The 20,289-nt window shown below is 40.3% G+C and carries 25 protein-coding genes and 1 riboswitch; of the genes, 3 read left to right on the top strand and 22 right to left on the bottom strand.

What is annotated here, in order from left to right; genetic code table 11:
• Positions 1–447 (bottom strand): type VII toxin-antitoxin system HepT family RNase toxin, encoded by a 447-nt coding sequence (gene hepT / locus FPV17_RS15680; RefSeq protein WP_035398294.1) that lies wholly within the window; start codon positions 445–447, stop codon positions 1–3.
• A gap of 70 nt (positions 448–517) precedes the next feature.
• Between hepT and FPV17_RS15685 the strand changes: the two genes are divergently transcribed.
• Positions 518–763 (top strand): hypothetical protein, encoded by a 246-nt coding sequence (locus tag FPV17_RS15685; protein WP_038482437.1) that lies wholly within the window; start codon positions 518–520, stop codon positions 761–763.
• 39 nt (positions 764–802) lie between these two features.
• Here FPV17_RS15685 and FPV17_RS15690 read toward each other — a convergent pair whose 3' ends face one another.
• Positions 803–1,078, bottom strand: a complete 276-nt coding sequence (locus FPV17_RS15690; protein WP_038482440.1) for a YutD family protein — start codon at positions 1,076–1,078, stop codon at positions 803–805.
• Between the two features lie 170 nt (positions 1,079–1,248).
• On the opposite strand from FPV17_RS15690, the gene FPV17_RS15695 reads away from it, so the two are divergent.
• A complete protein-coding gene (locus FPV17_RS15695) occupies positions 1,249–1,854 on the top strand; it encodes a YhcN/YlaJ family sporulation lipoprotein (protein WP_052008317.1) in 606 nt (201 codons plus the stop codon).
• 39 nt (positions 1,855–1,893) lie between these two features.
• On the opposite strand, the gene lipA is transcribed toward FPV17_RS15695, so the two are convergent.
• Positions 1,894–2,820, bottom strand: a complete 927-nt coding sequence (gene lipA / locus FPV17_RS15700) for a lipoyl synthase (protein WP_144559421.1) — start codon at positions 2,818–2,820, stop codon at positions 1,894–1,896.
• Between the two features lie 173 nt (positions 2,821–2,993).
• On the opposite strand from lipA, the gene FPV17_RS15705 reads away from it, so the two are divergent.
• Positions 2,994–3,989, top strand: coding sequence for a M23 family metallopeptidase (locus tag FPV17_RS15705; protein ID WP_144559422.1), 996 nt, complete (start codon positions 2,994–2,996; stop codon positions 3,987–3,989).
• 26 nt (positions 3,990–4,015) lie between these two features.
• On the opposite strand, the gene FPV17_RS15710 is transcribed toward FPV17_RS15705, so the two are convergent.
• The 19 genes from FPV17_RS15710 to FPV17_RS15790 form a co-directional block, all read right to left on the bottom strand.
• Entirely contained in the window at positions 4,016–5,632 is a 1,617-nt protein-coding gene (locus tag FPV17_RS15710) for a Na+/H+ antiporter NhaC family protein (RefSeq protein ID WP_144559423.1), read from the bottom strand.
• Between the two features lie 87 nt (positions 5,633–5,719).
• A riboswitch (Lysine riboswitch) is annotated at positions 5,720–5,892 on the bottom strand.
• An 83-nt stretch (positions 5,893–5,975) separates the two neighbouring features.
• Positions 5,976–6,722: a sporulation protein YunB gene (yunB, locus tag FPV17_RS15715; RefSeq protein ID WP_060703728.1), complete on the bottom strand. Its 747-nt coding sequence runs from the start codon at positions 6,720–6,722 to the stop codon at positions 5,976–5,978.
• Positions 6,723–6,783: 61 nt separating this feature from the next.
• On the bottom strand, positions 6,784–7,266 hold the full coding sequence (locus FPV17_RS15720) for a dihydrofolate reductase (RefSeq protein WP_035398625.1): 483 nt from the start codon (positions 7,264–7,266) through the stop codon (positions 6,784–6,786).
• Positions 7,263–8,057 (bottom strand): thymidylate synthase, encoded by a 795-nt coding sequence (locus tag FPV17_RS15725; protein WP_144560507.1) that lies wholly within the window; start codon positions 8,055–8,057, stop codon positions 7,263–7,265. Before FPV17_RS15725 ends, FPV17_RS15720 begins: the two co-directional genes overlap by 4 nt.
• 16 nt (positions 8,058–8,073) lie before the next feature.
• On the bottom strand, positions 8,074–8,385 hold the full coding sequence (locus FPV17_RS15730) for a YunC family protein (RefSeq protein ID WP_035398624.1): 312 nt from the start codon (positions 8,383–8,385) through the stop codon (positions 8,074–8,076).
• A gap of 38 nt (positions 8,386–8,423) precedes the next feature.
• Positions 8,424–9,782 carry a bifunctional metallophosphatase/5'-nucleotidase gene (locus FPV17_RS15735; RefSeq protein WP_246117214.1) on the bottom strand — a complete coding sequence of 453 codons (1,359 nt, stop codon included), beginning with the start codon at positions 9,780–9,782 and terminating at the stop codon, positions 8,424–8,426.
• A gap of 81 nt (positions 9,783–9,863) precedes the next feature.
• On the bottom strand, positions 9,864–10,625 hold the full coding sequence (locus FPV17_RS15740; RefSeq protein ID WP_246117046.1) for a sulfite exporter TauE/SafE family protein: 762 nt from the start codon (positions 10,623–10,625) through the stop codon (positions 9,864–9,866).
• 18 nt (positions 10,626–10,643) lie between these two features.
• Complete coding sequence (locus tag FPV17_RS15745) at positions 10,644–11,489, bottom strand: DUF72 domain-containing protein (protein WP_035398622.1); 846 nt, start codon at positions 11,487–11,489, stop codon at positions 10,644–10,646.
• Positions 11,490–11,674: 185 nt separating this feature from the next.
• Complete coding sequence (gene sufB, locus FPV17_RS15750; RefSeq protein ID WP_035398621.1) at positions 11,675–13,072, bottom strand: Fe-S cluster assembly protein SufB; 1,398 nt, start codon at positions 13,070–13,072, stop codon at positions 11,675–11,677.
• A gap of 19 nt (positions 13,073–13,091) precedes the next feature.
• A complete protein-coding gene (gene sufU, locus FPV17_RS15755; protein ID WP_035398611.1) occupies positions 13,092–13,535 on the bottom strand; it encodes a Fe-S cluster assembly sulfur transfer protein SufU in 444 nt (147 codons plus the stop codon).
• Positions 13,522–14,745 carry a cysteine desulfurase gene (locus FPV17_RS15760; RefSeq protein ID WP_035398609.1) on the bottom strand — a complete coding sequence of 408 codons (1,224 nt, stop codon included), beginning with the start codon at positions 14,743–14,745 and terminating at the stop codon, positions 13,522–13,524. Before FPV17_RS15760 ends, sufU begins: the two co-directional genes overlap by 14 nt.
• Positions 14,742–16,052 (bottom strand): Fe-S cluster assembly protein SufD, encoded by a 1,311-nt coding sequence (gene sufD, locus FPV17_RS15765; protein ID WP_144559426.1) that lies wholly within the window; start codon positions 16,050–16,052, stop codon positions 14,742–14,744. Before sufD ends, FPV17_RS15760 begins: the two co-directional genes overlap by 4 nt.
• A gap of 51 nt (positions 16,053–16,103) precedes the next feature.
• A complete protein-coding gene (gene sufC, locus FPV17_RS15770; protein ID WP_035394565.1) occupies positions 16,104–16,895 on the bottom strand; it encodes a Fe-S cluster assembly ATPase SufC in 792 nt (263 codons plus the stop codon).
• Positions 16,896–17,097: 202 nt separating this feature from the next.
• Positions 17,098–17,247, bottom strand: coding sequence for a YuzK family famiily protein (locus FPV17_RS22630; protein WP_496196956.1), 150 nt, complete (start codon positions 17,245–17,247; stop codon positions 17,098–17,100).
• Positions 17,187–17,348 carry a hypothetical protein gene (locus FPV17_RS22025; RefSeq protein WP_186370630.1) on the bottom strand — a complete coding sequence of 54 codons (162 nt, stop codon included), beginning with the start codon at positions 17,346–17,348 and terminating at the stop codon, positions 17,187–17,189. The genes FPV17_RS22630 and FPV17_RS22025 overlap by 61 nt, the downstream gene beginning before the upstream one ends.
• Before the next feature lie 110 nt (positions 17,349–17,458).
• Entirely contained in the window at positions 17,459–17,788 is a 330-nt protein-coding gene (locus tag FPV17_RS15775) for a carboxymuconolactone decarboxylase family protein (protein ID WP_144560508.1), read from the bottom strand.
• Between the two features lie 99 nt (positions 17,789–17,887).
• Complete coding sequence (locus FPV17_RS15780; protein WP_060703723.1) at positions 17,888–18,799, bottom strand: ABC transporter substrate-binding protein; 912 nt, start codon at positions 18,797–18,799, stop codon at positions 17,888–17,890.
• Positions 18,796–19,317, bottom strand: a complete 522-nt coding sequence (locus tag FPV17_RS15785) for a cobalamin adenosyltransferase family protein (protein ID WP_144560509.1) — start codon at positions 19,315–19,317, stop codon at positions 18,796–18,798. Before FPV17_RS15785 ends, FPV17_RS15780 begins: the two co-directional genes overlap by 4 nt.
• Before the next feature lie 116 nt (positions 19,318–19,433).
• Positions 19,434–20,279, bottom strand: coding sequence for a MetQ/NlpA family ABC transporter substrate-binding protein (locus FPV17_RS15790; protein ID WP_144559427.1), 846 nt, complete (start codon positions 20,277–20,279; stop codon positions 19,434–19,436).
• Positions 20,280–20,289 lie beyond the last annotated feature (10 nt).

Below are 20,289 nucleotides of genomic sequence, written 5' to 3' on the forward strand. Positions count from 1 at the left end.
TTATTGTTCCTCCGGGATAAAGGCCGTAATGACACCTAGTTCATTTTTTAAATACGCGCGTACAGCAATTGGAAAGCGTTTTACTCCAGTTAGCTGTTCTGTTATCGTTTGATAAAGATGCTGATGATCAATTGTCGTATATTCGTACGCCAGTGTTTTTCGTAATTGGACGATTTTTTTCAATTCATCACATTCTTGGACAGTAATAACGTTTTCATCCTCGAGTATATCAATAATATCTTCATACCCTCCAGGATCACGCATAATAAAGCCATCAATGAGCTGATTCCCTACATCAATGATGGATTCAATTAAAACGGCTACGGCACGCTCAAGAGCAAGTCCACTTTTTTTATCTGTTTGTAAAGGTTCGACCTCTAAAAATTGCGTTACCTCTTCCATGTATGTAAGAACTTGTTCAATCCGTTTTCTGTCAACAAAATACACAATCATTCCTCCTGATCGTTTTATGTTTTCTTTCGCTTCTGGGCATAATGTTCTTAAAGGAGGAGATCGAATGGCAAAAAAAGACGACTACCATGACTTCAAAAATGTAGAAGCTTCTCATCAATATATTGTTCCAGAAGCAACCCCTGAAGGGCCTTACGGTTCACCCATTCATAAAGATACTCCAGTTGAAAATAAATCAACACCGTGGGAAAAGGATCAGCGAGAATACAGTGCTTTTAACTACAATGACAAAGACCAACACGCTCATCAGCCACGAAAATATCCAAGCCATCACCCAACCCATGATGAATAAAATGTACAAGCTTGTCGGCTAAGTCGATGAGCTTATTTCTTAATTATTTACTCGTTTTACAACAAAATAGGCACAGCCAAAATTACAGTATTCATACAAATAATCCGGTAGCGTACTTATTTTTTTATCAAACGTTGATTTTTTATTTTTGTCTTCGAAAAAACCACGAAGACGAAGTTGATTGTAACCCCAATCACCGACAATGTAATCGTATTTAGTTAAGACATCACTATAACGCGCTTTAAAAGCTTCTTCGTCCCAGCCTTCTTTTTCGTCTTGAACAACTTCATAATGTTGCCCACAAATGGTTAACATCTAAACCACCTCAATTCACTTCTTCAAAAAGTTATAGCCTTAGTTTAACATATTTGCTCACATTTCTCTGTAGTCTTTCCTCTTTCTCAACCCATTATTTGTTACCACTAGTTTAACGACCCATGTGGAATAGTAAAAGAGCAAGACTATTTATCAAATGGGGGATGATCATGAGAATTATCATGACGCTACTTGTTGCCGTCAGTATGTTAACGGCATGTAATCAAACGTCACAACAAGGCATGTACCAGACAAATGAAGCACAGCAAACCGCACGTGGGACAGAATATGATTCAAATCTAATGGAGCGTGGCTACGGTTTTTCTCGCCACACTTACGAAGAGATGCAGCATAATAACGACCAAGCAGGCGCTTTAGTCGTGAACCGTGATATGTTAGCGGAAGGCATCTCACGAATGATTGTTGACAACCCTGCCATTGAGGAAGCAGCCGTACTTGTTACTGATAAATACGTGCTTGCAGTGTATGAGCAGCAAAATAACCAAAAAGATAACATGGTTGCGGATCAGGTGAAACGTACTGCGCTATCCGTCGTGCCTAGCTTTTACGATGTGTATGTGTCTAATGATCCTACGCATATAAAGGATATTGAACGTTATCAGAATATGACTGCAGGCAATGCGGATTATGCATCCTTATTAGAAGATACGATTGAAGAACTTAAGCAAGACCCTCAAGGTGATGTTGATCTAGGCATGGATGAAGATATGGATATTATGCGGGACAAGCAAAAAGCCTTACGCGAACAACATTAAGAAAGAACCATGCTTTCCGCATGGTTCTTTGTTAGCAATTTAATTGTGAATGTGTGTTTCATTTTGAACTTTTTTTGCTTCCATGTTAACTTGCGCTTGGTTTACTTGCTCATCGGCATGATAAGAAGAACGCACTAGCGGGCCAGCTTCACAATGACTAAATCCCTTACTTAACGCAATCTCTTTTAATTCAGCAAACTCATCAGGATGGTAATATTTAATTACGTTAAGGTGTTTTTTGGTTGGTTGTAAGTATTGACCAATTGTTACTATATCAACATCATTTGCACGCAAATCATCCATCGTTTCAATGATTTCTTCTTTTGTTTCACCAAGACCAATCATAAGGCTTGACTTCGTAGGAATATCTGCATGCATCGCTTTTGCTCGACTTAAAAATTCTAATGTGCGATCATACTTTGCTCGAGCACGTACTTTTGGTGTTAGGCGGCGAACTGTTTCTATATTATGATTCATAATGTTTGGTCTAGCGTCCATTAACGTTTGTAAACTTTGTTCATTTCCAAGCATATCCGACGGTAACACTTCTATTGTGCAGAAAGGATTTTTGCGACGAATCGCTCGAACTGTCTCCGCAAATACAAATGCTCCACCATCCTTTAGGTCATCACGAGCAACTGCAGTGATGACGACATGCTTAAGACCCATTGTTTCCACTGAATCTGCTACACGTTCCGGCTCTTCTAGGTCTAATTCTGTCGGTAGGCCCGTTTTAACCGCACAAAAACGACAACCTCGTGTGCAAATATCTCCTAATATCATAAATGTCGCTGTTTTTCGTACAGCCCAACACTCATGAATATTGGGACAACGCGCTTCTTCACAAACCGTATGTAGCTTCTTTTCTCGCATCATCTTTTTTAAACCTGTATACGATTCATTGGTATTGAGTTTAATTTTTAACCAATCTGGTTTACGGACATGCGTATCGTTTTTTTCTGCCATTCAAAAACGTCCCTTCTTTGGGAAAATTCTTTTTTTCTAATTAATCGTAACATGATTTTCCATCATTGACCAATGGCGATTAGCAAAATTTCTACACAAAATGGCAAGTTTTTGTTGTAATTTTTTTCTTCGACAGTAGGAAACTAAGCAAAAGCCTACGAAGGAGGATACAAATGGCTACTTTTCGATCCACAATAAGTATCGTACTTGTGCTTGTCTTTTGTTTTCATACGATAAGTAGTGAAGCTCATGCGGAAGAAACAGTCAATCCATACACGGAACGCGAAGCGTTATATCATAAAATGGAAACCATCACAAATGTACCTTGGTATTATTTAGCTGCAGTTGATTCATATGAACGAGGATTACGAAAAGCAAGGCGAGACCGAGCAGATGCAGATGGCTTTATCTCTATTTATTATGCTAAAGAAGATTGGGTTGGTCCTTTAAACCCTAATCAAGATGACGAAAGTCCAGACACAATTAGCCTATTTGAAGGCATCGGCTTAGATGGAAACGGTGATGGCAAGGCACTTTTGACAGACGACGAAGATGTTCTATACACACTTGCTCGTTATTTAGAATCGTATGGTTTAACGGAAGAAGATTTCCGAATAGCATTATGGCATTTTTATCAACGAGAACAGAGCGTTAATATTGTAGCTGGTCATGCAAAAGTATACCAGCATTATCAAACGTTAGACCTTCATAAACATGCGTTCGTTATGCCTCTCCATCACAATTATAGTTACCGGAGTACTTGGGGAGATAGACGAGGTTGGGGTGGTAGACGTATCCATGAAGGAACGGACATTTTTGCTAATTACCAAGTCCCAATTCAGTCTTCATCTTATGGCATTGTTGAAACGATTGGCTGGAACCCTTATGGCGGTTGGCGTGTCGGTATTCGCGATTTAGATAATATTTATCATTATTACGCTCATTTAAGTGGATTTGAAAAAGGAATCGAAAAAGGTACCATTATAGAGGCTGGTCAACTAATCGGTTATTGCGGTTCATCTGGTTATGGAAAACCCGGTACACAAGGGAAATTTCCACCACACTTGCATTATGGTATGTATCGAGATAATGGTATTACAGAATGGTCGTTTGACCCATTTCCATCATTAAAACAATGGGAGCGAGCAGCTAAACAAGCAAAAAAATAAAAGCAAAGCGCATGCGCTTTGCTTTTTTATGAGGTCGCTGTTTCTTTTTTACTTATGCGTTGTAAAATAAAGACGGTAACAGCAAGCAGTATACCAACTACTATCCAGGCAACAACTGCTCCAAGAAAACCAAGGATAAAGAAGGCAATTGTTGCAAGAACAGCTGTAAGAATAGCATAAGGCAGCTGAGTGATGACGTGATCCATATGATGAGCACCTGAACCTGCCGCTGATAGAATCGTCGTGTCGGAAATAGGTGAAATATGGTCTCCAAAAATGGAACCAGCTAATACCGCCGCAAGCATAGGAATGAGCATAGTTGGCTCAACAACAACCGCAATTTGAGCTGCAATTGGAAGCAGCATCCCAAATGTTCCCCATGAAGTACCTGTGGCTAATCCCGAAAAGGCAGCAACTAAGAATAGTAAAACAGGTAAAAATCCTGGATGAATCGATTGATCAATTAAGGAAGCTAGGTAATTTCCTGTGCCTAATAAGCCAATCATTTCAATCGTTGTCCAGGCAAGCACTAAAATGCCAACTGCAGGTAACATCGATTGAATACCTGCCATTACAGCTTTACCGAAATCACTCTTTTTCGGTCGCGCCATAACGGTCATTCCGATGGTTACAGCCAGTCCAATGACACTTCCAATTAATAATGATAAGCCAATATCCGTATACTCCATGACTGTTAAGATTGTAACATCTAAACCATCACTACTTGCTCCTTGAGCTCCTGTATAAAGCATCATCCCAATCGTTGCTATAACGAGTACAAGAATAGGAATAAACAGCTGAGAGACACGACCGTTAGCCATTGCTAAATCGGCTGATAAGCTACCAGGAACCTCTCCTTTAGTTGGATCTGTTAACTGATTTTCTTTTTTGGCTCGGTCTTCATGTTTTTTCATTGCGCCAACATCAATATTAAAGACAATAACAAGTATGATAAAAATAAGAGCAATTAACGCATAAAAATTGATAGGGATCGTGTAAATAAATGCTTGTAAAGGACTAAATTCTATAATTTGATTCGCCGCAAAAATGGAAGCGAAAATCCCAATAATATACGCTCCCCAGCTTGACATTGGTGCAATGACACAAATTGGAGCTGAAGTGGAGTCAACAATATAGGACAATTTTGCTCGAGAAACACGGTAACGATCGGTTAAAGGTCGACTTGTGTTTCCTACTGTTAATGCATTAAAATAGTCATCAATAAAAATAACAAGGCCTAAAACAAATGGTAGGAACAACGAACCTTTTCTCGTTGTAATTCGCTTTTCTGCCCAGTGGCTAAAGGCTTGTCCACCACCAGAAAAGGTAATAAGACTTGCAACAATACCTAAAAAGACGAGAAACAGCATAATATACAGTTCCCAATCATTAATGGAAACGCCATTTTCCGCCATTGATTCAATAACCCCAGCAAAGCTTGGTTGATCGAGTGTCTCAAACGAAACAAAGAACGAAACAACCGTTTGGAAGATACCTGCGAATGCTTGCATGATGCCCTCATACGCAATAAAAGCACCTATTAAGATGGCAATCCCTAAGGATATAAACACCTTCCTTGTTAAAATCACTAGCGTTAACGCCACAATCGGCGGGACAAGTGATAACCAACCTATATGTTCCATAACTAACCTCTCCTTAAGAGACTGTTTTCAACAAAAAAAGACAATCATGGTATACATCCATTATTGTCTCAAACAATTAACAGTCCCATCCATAGTAGTCCTCCACAGTTACCTGTGACAGTCCGCCATTTATTCAATGACGACCCAGCTAAAAAGAACTGAACATTTCTTTTCGCTTCGGCAAAAAAGCCTTTCCACACCGTTCATTGCTGTTCTAGCTCCAAATGTGTACTGATTTTTTTTGCGCCTCTACCTCATCAAGCAGATGAGGTGTTCTATTCAATTCGTACTCTATCTTACCACACGATTCTTTAACAAACAATGACAAATTACGACATTTTTACTAATCCTGCTTTATTTCTTCTTCTCCAATAACAGGATAACCAAAACCACCCTGACCGCCGTAAAATTGAGGCACTGGTCCAGCTACATAAGCAAAACCAGCCGGTAGTTCGACCGAAATCGTCTCTGATACCTCTGAAAACGGCAAGATGACATCCATATTAACATCAATGTTGACATAAAAAGATAAACGCGTGTTGTTTATACCAAGCGTCTCTGCCTCGTCCCGCATCTGTACTTTCGCATCGCCCATTAAAGCAAACCGGATTGGAATACCGGGTCCTACATCGGTTAAAAGCGCATTATTTAGCGCTCTACCTAAAGGAATAGTTGCAACGATCGGGTTATCATCGCCATAGCTATTCACTTCCCCACGCTGTACTTGATTAATGACCTCATGAACACGGGTTTGTACTCTTCCCATTAACTCATTATACTTTTGAGTGTTGACATCAAGAAAAACGACAAGTCCATCATTATTCGTTTCTTTAATAAAAATCTCACTCATATCCATTTGGGATAGCTCTTCTGCCATCGCTTGTTCAATCGTATACGTAGCGACTCGCTCCATTTCACGCTGGGCAATTTGTGAAATAATTGGTCTTAATTGAGAATCAACAAACCAAAGCCCTTGTATTGAAAGAATTGCAAATAAGACGAATGACAACAGGAGCACATAGCGAAAAGGTAACGGAGCTTGTGATTGCTTAGAGCCTTTAATTGGTTGAAATCGATAACGTTTACGCAAAAATAGCCCACCCCCTCTTATAGATTTCTATGCAAGAGGGACTAGGCTTCGAACTAAAAGTTTATCTCTTTCTTACGTACGTACGGTATTCATGGGGGTAACGATTTTTTTCGTCCATTGTTCCAGCAATGGCTTCTACGAGCTCCCACTCATCCTCTTCCAATGCAGGAACGAACGTGTCTGCATCAAATGTATCCTCAATAACGGTAACAATTTGTTTATCACAATGATTCCAAAACAATTTAAAGATTTCTGTACCACCGATGACGAAAATCTCTTGTTCTTTACTGAGCGCTAATACGTCATCCACCGAATACACAACATCTGTATCTGGTGCAGCAAAGGAGTGATTTCTCGTCAAAACGATGTTGCGACGATTTGGCAAAGGTCCATTCATGGAATCAAATGTCTTTCTTCCCATCACAATCGTCTTACCCGTTGTCGTTTGTTTGAAATGTTTTAAATCGGCAGGAAGATGCCAAGGCATGTCATTGTTCTTTCCAATGCCATGCGCTTTATCACGAGCATATACGAATGTAATCATACAGACACCTCTGCTTTTATATGCGGATGCGCTTCATACCCAACAAGTTCGAAATCATCAAATGTAAACGAGAAGATATCGTTCACTTCTGGGTTCATTTTCATTGTTGGCAATGGATGTGGCTCTCTTGAAAGTTGCAATTTTGCTTGTTCAATATGATTGGAGTAAAGGTGTGCATCACCAAACGTATGAACAAATTCACCCGGCTCTAAATCACATACTTGCGCAATCATCATTGTTAATAACGCGTAAGAGGCAATATTAAACGGCACCCCTAAAAAGACATCGGCGCTCCGTTGATAAAGCTGGCAGGAAAGCTTTCCATCTTGAACATAGAATTGAAAGAGACAGTGGCATGGCGCCAGTGCCATATCATCAATTTCTGCAACGTTCCATGCATTTACAACGAGGCGTCGCGAATCAGGGTTCGTTTTTATTTGCTCCACCACTTCTTTTATTTGATCAACTGTTCTTCCGTTTGCTCCTTCCCACGAACGCCACTGTTTTCCGTAAACAGGTCCTAGATCACCAGTTTCATCTGCCCATTCATTCCAAATGCGCACACCATTATCTTGTAAATACTTTATATTCGTATCACCTTGTAAAAACCACAGGAGCTCATGGATAATTGAGCGCAGATGCACTTTTTTTGTTGTTACAACTGGAAAACCTTCTTGTAGATTAAATCTCATTTGATATCCAAACGTACTAATTGTTCCAGTGCCTGTCCGATCTGATTTTTGCGAGCCGTGTGTTAGCACATGCTCGCATAGCTGTAAATACTGCTTCATTGTTTGCTTCATCCCTTCACTCTGCTTGTTTCATTTTTAAAAGCGCTTCTTTACCAATTGTCCCTTTTGTTATGCCTAATTCTTCGCATTTAAACGTGACAGATTCAAGTGGCGCATCTAATAACTGTTCAATCGTACGGACACCTACTGCTCTAGCAGCAAGAATCCCACGTTCTTTTAACTTTTCATTTAACAGTGCGACGTCTAATGCTCCGCACATAATATAGCCTGCATCACATGTTACTGCCATAAAGTTGGTCTTTGGCAACTTAACGGTAATCGCCAAGAACGTTTCTCCTTCAATGCTAATAGGATCAACATTAATCATGGAACAATCGCTCCTTTTTCAATTCATTTCTTCACACATTATGAAAAAGTAAGCTTGTTTGTTCCTGTCTGCAATAATTTTGCCAGAATATCACGTAAAAACTCTGGTAGTAAATAGTGCTTCATTTCCGCATTGGCAATATGGGGAAACAAAAAACCAAACGTGTACATATCAAGTGTTGCCAACCGATAAAGCTTCGTTTCAGCAATGGTTTGTCCGTTTACAAGGATCCCTGTCGGTGTAATGGTAATACCAGTAAACAGCATTAGACCTAACACTTTGCCACGAAATCCAAAGCCTTTTAGCTCTAGCTTTACAATATCATCTGTCTGTGCCCGACGTATAGTCTCGATTAGCTGCTTCCCTGTTAACTCAACGATGCAAGGATTGATCGGGTGTGGACAAATACGATGAATATCACCATATGTCACATCCCCCATTGGTAAACTCTCCATTAATACACCAGCATTCATCATTCCAATTTCTTCTTCACACCATTCTGTTAAGGCATCACATAAGGCTTGTGTTGCAACCGATGGCTCGAACCATTTTACTTCAAAAGGTTTAACAAGCGAAACGATTGGTTGTGATAGTGCCTCCACAGCCTCTTGATTTAATGATTCTAAAAGCTGTTTACTCCCTTTGTCTTCTTTACAACTTGTCGGGTCAATTAATGTTGGCTGAACGCTTATAACATCCTTGTTATCAAATACTAACGTTAGCTCCCCTAAAAAAATCCCATGTTTCCCTGCTTGGGTTATCCATGTATCTTTCACTTTTAACCCATTTTGTAAACTATGGTGTGTGTGTGCGCCAATGATCGCTGTAATCCCTTCGACTTCATTGGCAATTTGTTCGTCTTTAGGAAGCCCTAAATGAGACAGAAGAATTACTGCATCTACTTTATCTTTCAATTGATTTACATGTGCTTGAATTCCCTCAATGGAATAAGACACATCCCAACCAAGCTGTTCATAAAAATGCGTCATCGCGGATGTATAGCCAATATACGCTATTTGTAACCCTGCAATTGTATCGATTTGGTGTGGAACTGCCCAGCTCGGACGCAAACCAGTTTTCCGGTCAAACAAGTTTGCAACAATAACGTTAAAGTCTGCTTCACTGTACATATCATCTAACATTTTTTGCGAGAACGTAACCCCTTCATTATTACCAATGGTAGCAAAGTCTACATTCGCTTCATTTAGTAACTGAATGTTTCCAATACCTCCTGTTGCTTCTGTCATTGGGTTTGCTCGATCCGCATGGTCTCCTAAATCCACGTAACGGACGTTCTCGTTTTGGTTACGTTTTATATGCCCAACGATATTTGCCCAATGTTGAAAACCACTGTGAATATCGTTTGTATGATAAATGGTTATAGTCGTTGTAATGATGGTTTCCTCCTTGAAGCAAGCTGGTTTACATGATGCCTTGAATGATTAGTTGAATGGCAAGAGCAATAAAGACAATTCTCATTACAATGATAAGTATGTTTGATTGTAAACGGCGGTTAAGCCAAGCACCACATTTTGCCCCGAAATAGGCGCCTGGAATAAGGGCCAGAACAAGTAACCATTCAACATGCCCCCCAAAGCATAAGCACCCGTTCCAACAATCGCTGAGAATAAGACAAGTAACATAGCAGTGGCAGTAGCAATCTTTATTGGAAAACCGAATAAAAGCATCATAACAGGAACCATGATCGCCCCACCACCAACACCAAATAAACTCGATAAGAAACCGACAACAACGCTAATGATAATGGCAGTTGGGTAAGAAAATCCATAAGCATACGGCTTTCCTGTGTCATCAATACCTGTACGCCAGTAAGCTTTCTCTACCTCTTTTTCTTTATGCTGCTGAGGTCGAAAAAACAAGCTTAACGCAATAAGCAGCATAAAAAAGCCGAAATAAATAAGGAATGCATCAGTGGGTAGGAGTCGACTTACAAAAGTCCCTAGTATCGCTCCAGGCGCTATACCAATGAGAAAGATAAACCCACTTTTCACATCCATTGTTCGCTGTTTCCCATAAGCGATTACGGAAGAAATGCCAGTAACAATCATTGTCGCGAGAGACGTTCCCGCCGCCGCTTGCGACGTTAGGCTAGGTACATCAGCTAACACCATTGGCAATAGTAATAAAGCGGGAACGACAATAACGCCACCACCAAGGCCGAGCAGACTTCCAAAAGCGCCTGCTATAAAACCTACAATAAGAAAAAGGATAATAAACACAAATCATTCTCCTAGCTTTTAAAATAAATCAAGCTGTCGCGATGCTAAGTCTTTGTATGTGATATTCATATTTCCGATTAGCGACCGGGCGTTGCTAGCCGCATGACCACCAGAATTGTTATTGAATACAACAAACACATCATCCACTTTCTGCGACAAGCGTTGCAAGTTTGCTTCCCATTCCTTTAATTCTTGCTGATTGTAATCGTAGAGATAACGAACATCACGCCAGTTCTCACCGTTTCGAGGACCATTCCAACCGTGACGATTGCGCCCGTGAAATCGCACAAGCGTTTTTTCTTTTGTAGTCGGTTCTAAAATGGTAGGGACGGAGCCCGGACCAGCTTGAGGTTCATCACAAATACTATGTATCCAATCATCTTCTCGCATATACTGTAACGTCTTCTCTTTATACGGAGCATCAAACCATGAATGATGACGAAACTCAAGGGCTGTCGGAAAATCTCTAAGCTTTTCACGAACAAATCGTAACGCATGGACATGTTTTGTTGTAACATCAAACCACGGTGGAAATTGACATAAAACCATTGCTAATTTATTCGCCTGTATTAATGGCTCTAACGAATCTTTAAACGCTTCATACATTTGATCTCTAGATGAAAAAGGCGATTCACCACGTTGGTGCCCCGTAATGTCTTGATAAGCTTTCACAATAAATTTAAACGAATTGGGTGTTTCCCGAATCCATTTCTCCATTGATGCTCTCGATTGCACAGCATAAAAGCTAGAATCCAATTCAACAATAGGAAAATAACCAGCATAAGTCTCTAGTTTCTGATGAGGTTTAACCCCTTCATATAATGAATAATGGTCGCCCCACCCGGTTAAACCAATGTATATCACATTCTGTTCCTCCAGAGATGTTTTTTTCTATTTTAACGTAAAAAAGAGAGAAATGCGATTCTCTCGTCTAGCTAAAACTAGAACCCTTCTAACTAGCTCTATTGGCAAAAGCTGATCAAACATCTTTTCCCATAAAAAAGAGAAGAACGGCATTCGCTCTTCTCTTTCTATCAAAAGGTTTTAGATTACCCAATTGAACCTTCCATCTCAAACTTGATTAAACGATTCATTTCAACGGCATATTCCATTGGAAGTTCTTTCGTAAATGGCTCAATGAAGCCCATAACGATCATTTCTGTTGCTTCTTCTTCACCAAGACCACGGCTCATAAGATAGAACAATTGATCCTCAGATACTTTTGATACCGTTGCTTCATGCTCAAGTGTAATGTTGTTATTGAGAATTTCGTTATAAGGAATCGTATCAGACGTAGACTCATTATCCATGATGAGCGTATCACACTCAATCTTAGATTTTGACCCATCTGATTTACGTCCGAAGTGGCAAATTCCACGGTATGTTACTTTTCCACCTTGTTTTGAAATGGATTTCGATACAATGGTAGACGAACAGTTTGGTGCAAGATGCGTTACTTTTGCACCAGCATCTTGATGTTGGCCTTTTCCTGCAATCGCAATGGAAAGAACTGTACCTTTCGCGCCTTCTCCACGCATAATAACGGCTGGGTATTTCATTGTTAATTTAGAACCGATGTTTCCATCTACCCATTCCATAGTTGCGCCTTTGTCAGCAACCGCACGCTTTGTTACAAGATTAAATACGTTTGGCGCCCAGTTTTGAATCGTTGTATAACGGCAATATGCGTTATCCTTTACGATGATTTCAACAACTGCACTGTGAAGTGAGTTTGTTGTATAAACTGGGGCTGTACAACCCTCAACGTAATGTACGGAACTGTCTTCATCCGCAATAATTAGTGTTCGCTCGAACTGCCCCATATTCTCTGAGTTAATTCGGAAATATGCTTGAAGTGGCGTTTCCACTTTTACGCCTTTAGGCACATAGATAAATGAGCCACCAGACCATACAGCTGAATTTAATGCAGAGAACTTATTGTCAGCTGCAGGAATGACAGAAGCAAAATGTTCTCTAAAGATGTCTTCGTTTTCTTTTAAAGCAGAATCTGTATCTTTAAAGACAACACCAAGCTTTTCTAGATCTTCCTGCATGTTGTGATAAACGACTTCGGATTCATACTGAGCCGACACACCTGCAAGATACTTTTGCTCTGCTTCAGGAATCCCAAGCTTATCAAACGTATTTTTAATTTCTTCCGGAACTTCATCCCAAGAACGCTCTGTTTTATCTGAGGCTTTAACGTAATACGTAATGTCATCAAAGTTTAACTCTGAAAGGTCGCCACCCCACTGAGGCATTGGCATTTTATAAAATTGTTCAAGTGATTTTAAACGGAAGTCTAACATCCACTTAGGTTCGCTCTTCATACGCGAGATTTCTTCAACGATCTCTTTTGTTAATCCACGTCCAGAACGGAAAATGGATACGTCACGATCCGAAAACCCGTATTTGTATTCACCGATATCAGGCATTTTTTTTGCCATTCGGAATCCCTCCTAATAGTTATGATGATGGTTTATCGTTCAAGCCTTGTTCAAGTGCCTTCCAGGCTAATGTGGCACATTTGATACGTGCCGGAAACTTCGTTACACCAGATAATGCTTCGATATCTCCTAGATCAAACGTTTCCTCATCATAGTCTTTTCCTTGCATCATATCTGAAAAAATTTGTGATAATTTTAATGCTTGTTCAACTGGTAGTCCCTTAATGGCTTGCGTCATCATGGAAGCAGACGCAAGACTAATGGAACAGCCTTCACCAGTAAAAACCGCTTCTGAAACCTCACCATTTTTCACTTTCATTTGTACTTGAACACGGTCGCCACATGTAGGGTTGTTCAAGTTGACTGTCAGGGAATCACCGTCAAGTTCACCACGATTTCGTGGGTTTTTGTAATGATCCATGATCACTTGGCGATACAGTGTATCTAAATCACGAGAAGACATCGCTAAAGTACTCCTTTGCCTTGACTAAACCGTTTGCCAGAGCGTCAATATCTTCTTTTGTGTTATAAACGTAGTAGCTTGCTCTCGCTGTCGCAACAACATTTAACCATTTCATAAGTGGCTGTGCACAGTGGTGACCAGCACGAACAGCAATACCTTGTGCGTCTAATACCGTTGCCACATCATGTGGATGTACGTCACCAAGCTGGAATGTAACAACACCAGCACGGTCACGAGGTCCAAAAATCGTTAAATCTGGAAGATCCTTCAACCGGTCAAACGAATAATCAACTAGTTCCTTTTCATGCTGTTCAATTTCATTAAAACCTATATCCGTAATAAAATCAATGGCTGCACCCATGCCAATCGCCCCAGCAATAATGGGTGTGCCGCCTTCAAATTTCCAAGGAAGCTCTTTCCATGTGGATTCTTGTAAACCTACAAAATCAATCATTTCACCGCCAAATTCAATCGGCTCCATGTTTTCTAGTAATGCCTTTTTACCATATAAAGCACCGATACCCGTAGGACCACCTAATTTGTGACCGGAGAAAGCAAAGAAGTCACAATTTAAGTCTTGCACATCCACTTTAATATGCGGGGCGCTTTGTGCGCCATCAACGACCATAATAGCACCGTTCTTATGGGCAATGGTGGCAATCTCCTTAATAGGGTTTACCGTTCCAAGCACATTTGATACGTGCATAACCGAGACGATTTTTGTTTTTTCTGTAACAACATCTTCAACATCCGCTAACGCGATTGTGCCGTCATTTTGAAGCGGAATGTATTTTAATAGTGCTCCTGTTCGTTTAGCTAATTGTTGCCATGGAATAATGTTTGAGTGGTGCTCCATTGGCGTAATAACAATTTCGTCCCCTTCTCGAACATTTTCATCCCCATAGCTTTGTGCAACTAAGTTAAGTGCTGTCGTAGTGCCTCTTGTAAAAATAATTTCTGCCGTATCATTCGCATTAAGGAATGCTCGTACTTTATCACGAGCACCCTCATATTCGTCTGTTGCCATCGTTCCAAGAGTATGAACACCTCGGTGAACATTCGAGTTGTAGCGACGGTAATAGTCATCTAACTTTTCAATAACTTGAATCGGCTTCTGTGATGTAGCCGCACTATCGAGATAGACGAGCGGATTTCCATTCACATGCTGATCAAGGATTGGAAAAAGCTTCTTTATCTCCTTTGCGTTCATCGTTGTGCCTTTCTCTCGATGACAGAACGCATTTGTTTACGAACTGATTCCACTGGTAATTGAGAGACAACTGGCTCTAAGAATCCGTGGATGACAAGACGCTCTGCTTCAACCCGAGAAATACCGCGACTCATTAGATAGAACATTTGTAAAGGATCAATTCGACCAACTGAAGCTGCGTGACCGGCTGTTACATCATCTTCATCAATAAGAAGGATTGGGTTTGCATCGCCACGCGCACGCTCACCAAGCATTAACACACGCTCCGTTTGCTCCCCATGAGATTTCGTCGCTGCTTTTTCAATCTTAGAAATACCGTTAAATATACCAAGCGCACGACCAGTCATAACACCATGCTTTAGAATGTATCCTTCAGAATGTTTACCGTAATGTTTAATGAGCGTTGTAAAGTTTTGTTTCTGCTGGCCTGTACCAATTGTGACAAGCTTCGCATCGGCAAACGAACCGTCACCAACTAAATACGTTGTGTTATCAGCAACAGTATCGCCATCATTCATTTGACCAAGTGCCCATTCAATACGACCATCGCGCTCTACATGACCACGACGAACAATATATGTTGTAGTTCCTGTAGCAAGGGTATCAACCCCACCGAAAGAAACGCGGGCACCCGCACCTACATATACTTCAGCGACTACGTTTGCTACTTTGATGCCGTCTCCATATGCTGCATAGTTCTCAACATAAGTGACAGAGCTATTATCTTCTGCAACAAGAAGTACGTGGTTAAAAAGACCACCATTTTCTCTTGATGACGCATAAAGTGCTTGTAGCGGGACTTCAACATGGACATTTTTAGGTACGTAAATGAATACGCCACCAGTCATTAATGCTGCATTCATTGCCGTTAATTTATTTTCATCTTGTCCAACTGCTTCAGAGAAAAGATACTTTTTAACAAGATCACCATTCTCAACAAATGCGGTTGCAAGGTCTTTAAAAATAACGCCTTTTTCATTTAACTCTGGTGCACTTGTCTGATAAACCGTTGATGCATTATCTTGAACGATTAAGCTGTTGCCAGTTGCTTCTTCATCAAGATATTCACGAATTTCTGCTGATAGCTCGTCTACAGCAGTGACAACTTTAGATTGTCCTAAATCCTGTGTGAAGTTTACAAAATCCCAATTGTGGATTTTCGTTTTGTCTGGTTTAGGTAGCTCCAATGCCTCAACTTTTTCAAGAGCTGCTAAGCGTAGGTCACTGACCCATTTTGGTTCATTATTTAATTCAGAGCGCTTCATAATGTCTTCCGCTCCAATTACTGGATTTGTCTCAACTGACATACAATACCATCCTTTGCTGTTTTATCGTTAAAAGCAGTTTTGTTAACTGAATTACGCTTCTTGACCAGCGTCAACTCGCTCATCTTCAATTCCAAGCTCTTCTTTAATCCAGTCATATCCTTCTGCCTCAAGACGCTCAGCAAGCTCTGCTCCACCAGATTTTACAATACGACCTTGCATCATAACGTGTACTTTATCTGGCGTGATGTAGTCAAGCAAACGTTGATAGTGAGTAATAATTAAGCAACCGAAGTTTTCACCACGCATTTGGTTTACACCTTCAGATACAACTTTTAACGCATCAATATCTAAACCAGAATCAATCTCATCCAGGATCGCGATGCGCGGCTCTAGCATAAGCAATTGCAGAATTTCATTACGCTTTTTCTCACCGCCTGAGAAACCTTCGTTTAAGTAACGCTGCGCAAAAGATTGATCCATGTCAAGAACATCCATTTTTTCGTCCATTTTACGGATGAATTTCATCAAAGATAGCTCGTCGCCTTCCTCACGGTTTGCATTAATGGCTGAACGCATGAAGTCCGCATTCGTAATACCACTAATCTCACTTGGATATTGCATCGCTAAAAACATACCAGCGCGAGCACGCTCGTCCACTTCCATTTCAAGTACATCTTCGCCATCCATTGTGACAGAACCGCTCGTAATTTCGTATTTAGGATGACCCATAATGGCAGAAGCAAGTGTTGATTTACCTGTTCCGTTAGGTCCCATAATGGCGTGGATTTCTCCACCGTTAATTTCTAGATTAAAATCCTTTAAGATTTCCTTATCGTCAATAGAGACGTGTAAATTCTCAATCTTTAAGTTAGGTACAGACATGTGTATTCCCTCCATGAATTAAGCAAGCCTGCTTATTCAAACAGACTTGCATGCTTTTTTTAATGATTATCAATCTATTCTCATTCTAATTTTATAACAAATACTCCTATACTTCAAGAAGACCGAGTTAGAAATATCAACCTCATTTAAAACAGAGCCTTACGCGGAAAGCATAAGGCTCTTTAAATTCGTGTTATGGCTATTAACTTGTGTGTGACTGGATAGACTGAACAAGCTGATTACACGCATCATGTTCTTTTGTTCGCTCTCGTTCGATTTGCAGGCGTTTGTCTAAGCTGCTTTCATACTCGGCGTAGCTAACACCATGTCTTTGTTGTAATCCTTTTTCCATTTCACTTGTGTAGGAAAGTCGCATGTTCGAAATTGTCTCTCATCCTCTCTTGTTTTAAAACGGTTTCTCTTTTTACCCGATAGAATAAGTGTACCAATCATTGTCTTCTTCCTCAAAAGAAAAAGAGTAGCAAATTGGCTACTCTCCCTTCGTATTCCCGGTTCCATTCAAATCAAACATCTCCATCTTAGAAATGCTACTGTTTTCTTCCTTATTGTACTTGATTATCAAGTTCACGATAGGCTTCTTGAACAAGTGTCGCTCCTTGACTTAGCGCCGCCCCACTACCAAATGCCGTTGCAACCGAAACCGCTTCAAGTAACTCCTCTTCACTACAACCGTTATCGATACATCCTTTTGTATGATAAATAATGCAATATTCATCTTGAGCATGAATACTCATTGCAAGGGCCATTAGTTGCTTATGTTTTTTTGAAATAGCCCCTTCTTTAAAGCACTGCTCTGTAAAGTCATTATACTTTTCAGCAAAGATTGGCATCTTCTCTTCAAATGATCCCACGCCTTTTTTATAAACCATCATATGATGTTCCGTTGATGTATGTCCTTGTCGATTCACGTCATTCGCTCCTTTATTTGTTATAAAGGTAGTATGAGCGGAATCATAAAAGGCATACACATTTTATTCAAACGCTTCAGGATAAGCGGTTTCGGCTAAAACTCTTGTTGCTTCTGCGATTCTCGGACCCGGACGATCCATAATATCCGGCGGCATCTGTTCTAATTGATCTTGTTGAATGGCTTCAATCGTACTCCAACCATCCCGCTGGCGAATGTCTTCAAGTGGATCGTCGGTATAATTCACAGTTGTATAAATAAGTTCTGGATTTCTTTCAACCACTTCTTCGTCACTAATACTCGTCCAGCCTTCAACGTCTGAAAATACATTTTCTAACCCTGCGATTTCAAGCATCTCATGTTGAAATGTACCTGCACCTAGCGTCCAAATATCTGGAGATGGACTTATTTCAAAATAAACAGAACGCTTCTCAACATCTGCAACGGCTTCAGCGATTTCATCAAATTCAGCTTTCATTTCTGCAATTAATCGTTCTCCTTCTTCAGGAACAGCAAGCACATCAGCAATGGTTTGAATATCTTCAAAAATGTCAGCCATCGTTTGTGCGGAATCAATAGCAAAGGCAGGTAAGCCGACATCATTTAGCTGTGCCATCTCATTTGAACCATAGTCATACCCAATAATAAGATCAGGGTCCAGTTCAAGCATCCGTTCAACATATGGATTTTCATACTCAGCAACGACTTCTATTTCAGTCACTTCTTCCGGATAAACATCTGTATCCGATACACCAATCACTTTATCTCCTTGCCCTAAAGCGAAAATAATTTCTGTGTTACTAGGCAAAATTGAAATAATCGTTTCAGGAGGCACATCAAACGTCAATTCCATTCCACGTGCATCTTCCACTGTATAACCTGTCTCTTCTTGTTGTTCACTTTCCTCGTTTCCAGAATCATTGCAACCCGTTAACACAAAAGTGAATGCTATTGTTGAATATAGCCATTTTCTCATTCTTTACGTCCCCTTTTTTTTGGATAAGATTGACTCGTAAACGGTATTTCCTTTACGCCTTCTTTTTTGTTTATGTAAACAGCTAAAAGAAATAAGACATTTGCTAGTAGGTGTGTGTAATCCATTAATAACGTCGGCACGTCTCTTTCTAAGCGAACAAAGTGAAGTGCCCGAACAGACTTCTTCGCTTCACTTCTTGCAATGTGAAGCGCACTTGCCGCTTGTGATCCTTGCGGTAGTAAAAACTGTTGAATCTCTTCTCGAACCTCTATCTCATATTGATCATATACATCACTTAACCACCGCAACGCTTCTTCCCCAATGGCTTGATCGCCACGAACAGATCCATTTAAATGATACGCATATTCAGTTAATTGAAGTAAGAGCTCTTTTACGTTAGGGTACGAATCGACTAGTCCCGCTGCTTGTCCAATTCGTACAGCCAGCGAATCAGTGCGAATTTCAAAATCAACTAAACTTCCTTTTTCACGCATGTACGGGTAGCATAAAAACCGCATATCTTTTTTGGTCACCGTTTTTCCTCCTCTTCCCCCTGCTAATCATACAAACAAATAGGAGGCTAAAGCAATTAAAAAAAGCCCCCATGAGAAATTGTCATGAGGACTTTACTTTGTTATTCAGCAGGAATAACTGCTCCATTATATGTTTCTTCAATAAATGACTTGATGTCATCTGATCTTAAAACATCAACAAGGGCTTGAATTGCTTCATCGTTCTCATTTCCACTTTGAACAACAATTAAGTTTACATACGGATTATCTTCGCCTTCAATGGCAATAGAATCTTCTGTTGGCGAAATATCAGCGCCTAAAGCATAGTTTGAATTAATTGCCACCACTTCTGCTTCATTTGTTTGGTATGCTTGAGGCAAGAATTCTGCATCTGGACTCATGTCAAACACTAGATTTTTCGGATTTTCCACAATGTCTGCTTCAGTTGCATCAACAGAAACGCCTTCTTCAAGTGTGAGTAACCCATTTTCTTGAAGCAACGAAAGGATTCTCCCTTGATCGGCAACAGAATTACTCATCATCACCGTCGCGCCATCTGGAATGTCATTTAAGTTATCGTAGTCTTGCGAATAAAGCCCGATTGGCTCAACATGGATTGCACCAGCTTCGGCGAAATCAAAATTTTCATTTTCTGCCATTTGATCTTCTAAATAAGGACGGTGTTGAAAGTAATTCGCATCAAATTCGCCATCTGCTAACCCCATATTCGGTAAAATATAATCTTGAGCAACTTGAATATCAAGAATGATACCTTGCTCTTCTAAGATTGGCGCTGCTTCTTCTAAAATTTCTGCATGAGGAATATTTGAAGCACTAATACGAATCGTTGTTTCTTCTTCGTCTCCACCATTCTCTCCTGTGTTCGTGTTCTCTTCATCACCTGATCCACAAGCGACTAAAGCAAACGATACGCTTGCAATCCCTACTGTTTTCAAAAATGTCTTCATTCTAAACCTC

Origin of the sequence: Shouchella miscanthi, assembly GCF_007725405.1 — a bacterium.
GTDB lineage: Bacteria > Bacillota > Bacilli > Bacillales > Bacillaceae_D > Shouchella > Shouchella hunanensis.

What these genes read in the sequence shown, in the direction of transcription:
- FPV17_RS15685 (WP_038482437.1), top strand. Translation starts at nt 518, where the DNA reads ATGGCAAAAAAAGACGACTACCATGACTTCAAAAATGTAGAAGCTTCT.
- FPV17_RS15690 (WP_038482440.1), bottom strand. Translation starts at nt 1,078, where the DNA reads ATGTTAACCATTTGTGGGCAACATTATGAAGTTGTTCAAGACGAAAAA.
- FPV17_RS15695 (WP_052008317.1), top strand. Translation starts at nt 1,249, where the DNA reads ATGAGAATTATCATGACGCTACTTGTTGCCGTCAGTATGTTAACGGCA.
- lipA (WP_144559421.1), bottom strand. Translation starts at nt 2,820, where the DNA reads ATGGCAGAAAAAAACGATACGCATGTCCGTAAACCAGATTGGTTAAAA.
- FPV17_RS15705 (WP_144559422.1), top strand. Translation starts at nt 2,994, where the DNA reads ATGGCTACTTTTCGATCCACAATAAGTATCGTACTTGTGCTTGTCTTT.
- FPV17_RS15710 (WP_144559423.1), bottom strand. Translation starts at nt 5,632, where the DNA reads ATGGAACATATAGGTTGGTTATCACTTGTCCCGCCGATTGTGGCGTTA.
- FPV17_RS15720 (WP_035398625.1), bottom strand. Translation starts at nt 7,266, where the DNA reads ATGATTACATTCGTATATGCTCGTGATAAAGCGCATGGCATTGGAAAG.
- FPV17_RS15725 (WP_144560507.1), bottom strand. Translation starts at nt 8,057, where the DNA reads ATGAAGCAGTATTTACAGCTATGCGAGCATGTGCTAACACACGGCTCG.
- FPV17_RS15730 (WP_035398624.1), bottom strand. Translation starts at nt 8,385, where the DNA reads ATGATTAATGTTGATCCTATTAGCATTGAAGGAGAAACGTTCTTGGCG.
- sufB (WP_035398621.1), bottom strand. Translation starts at nt 13,072, where the DNA reads ATGGCAAAAAAAATGCCTGATATCGGTGAATACAAATACGGGTTTTCG.
- sufU (WP_035398611.1), bottom strand. Translation starts at nt 13,535, where the DNA reads ATGTCTTCTCGTGATTTAGATACACTGTATCGCCAAGTGATCATGGAT.
- FPV17_RS15760 (WP_035398609.1), bottom strand. Translation starts at nt 14,745, where the DNA reads ATGAACGCAAAGGAGATAAAGAAGCTTTTTCCAATCCTTGATCAGCAT.
- sufD (WP_144559426.1), bottom strand. Translation starts at nt 16,052, where the DNA reads ATGTCAGTTGAGACAAATCCAGTAATTGGAGCGGAAGACATTATGAAG.
- sufC (WP_035394565.1), bottom strand. Translation starts at nt 16,895, where the DNA reads ATGTCTGTACCTAACTTAAAGATTGAGAATTTACACGTCTCTATTGAC.
- FPV17_RS22630 (WP_496196956.1), bottom strand. Translation starts at nt 17,247, where the DNA reads ATGGAAAAAGGATTACAACAAAGACATGGTGTTAGCTACGCCGAGTAT.
- FPV17_RS22025 (WP_186370630.1), bottom strand. Translation starts at nt 17,348, where the DNA reads ATGATTGGTACACTTATTCTATCGGGTAAAAAGAGAAACCGTTTTAAA.
- FPV17_RS15775 (WP_144560508.1), bottom strand. Translation starts at nt 17,788, where the DNA reads ATGATGGTTTATAAAAAAGGCGTGGGATCATTTGAAGAGAAGATGCCA.
- FPV17_RS15780 (WP_060703723.1), bottom strand. Translation starts at nt 18,799, where the DNA reads ATGAGAAAATGGCTATATTCAACAATAGCATTCACTTTTGTGTTAACG.
- FPV17_RS15785 (WP_144560509.1), bottom strand. Translation starts at nt 19,317, where the DNA reads ATGCGGTTTTTATGCTACCCGTACATGCGTGAAAAAGGAAGTTTAGTT.
- FPV17_RS15790 (WP_144559427.1), bottom strand. Translation starts at nt 20,279, where the DNA reads ATGAAGACATTTTTGAAAACAGTAGGGATTGCAAGCGTATCGTTTGCT.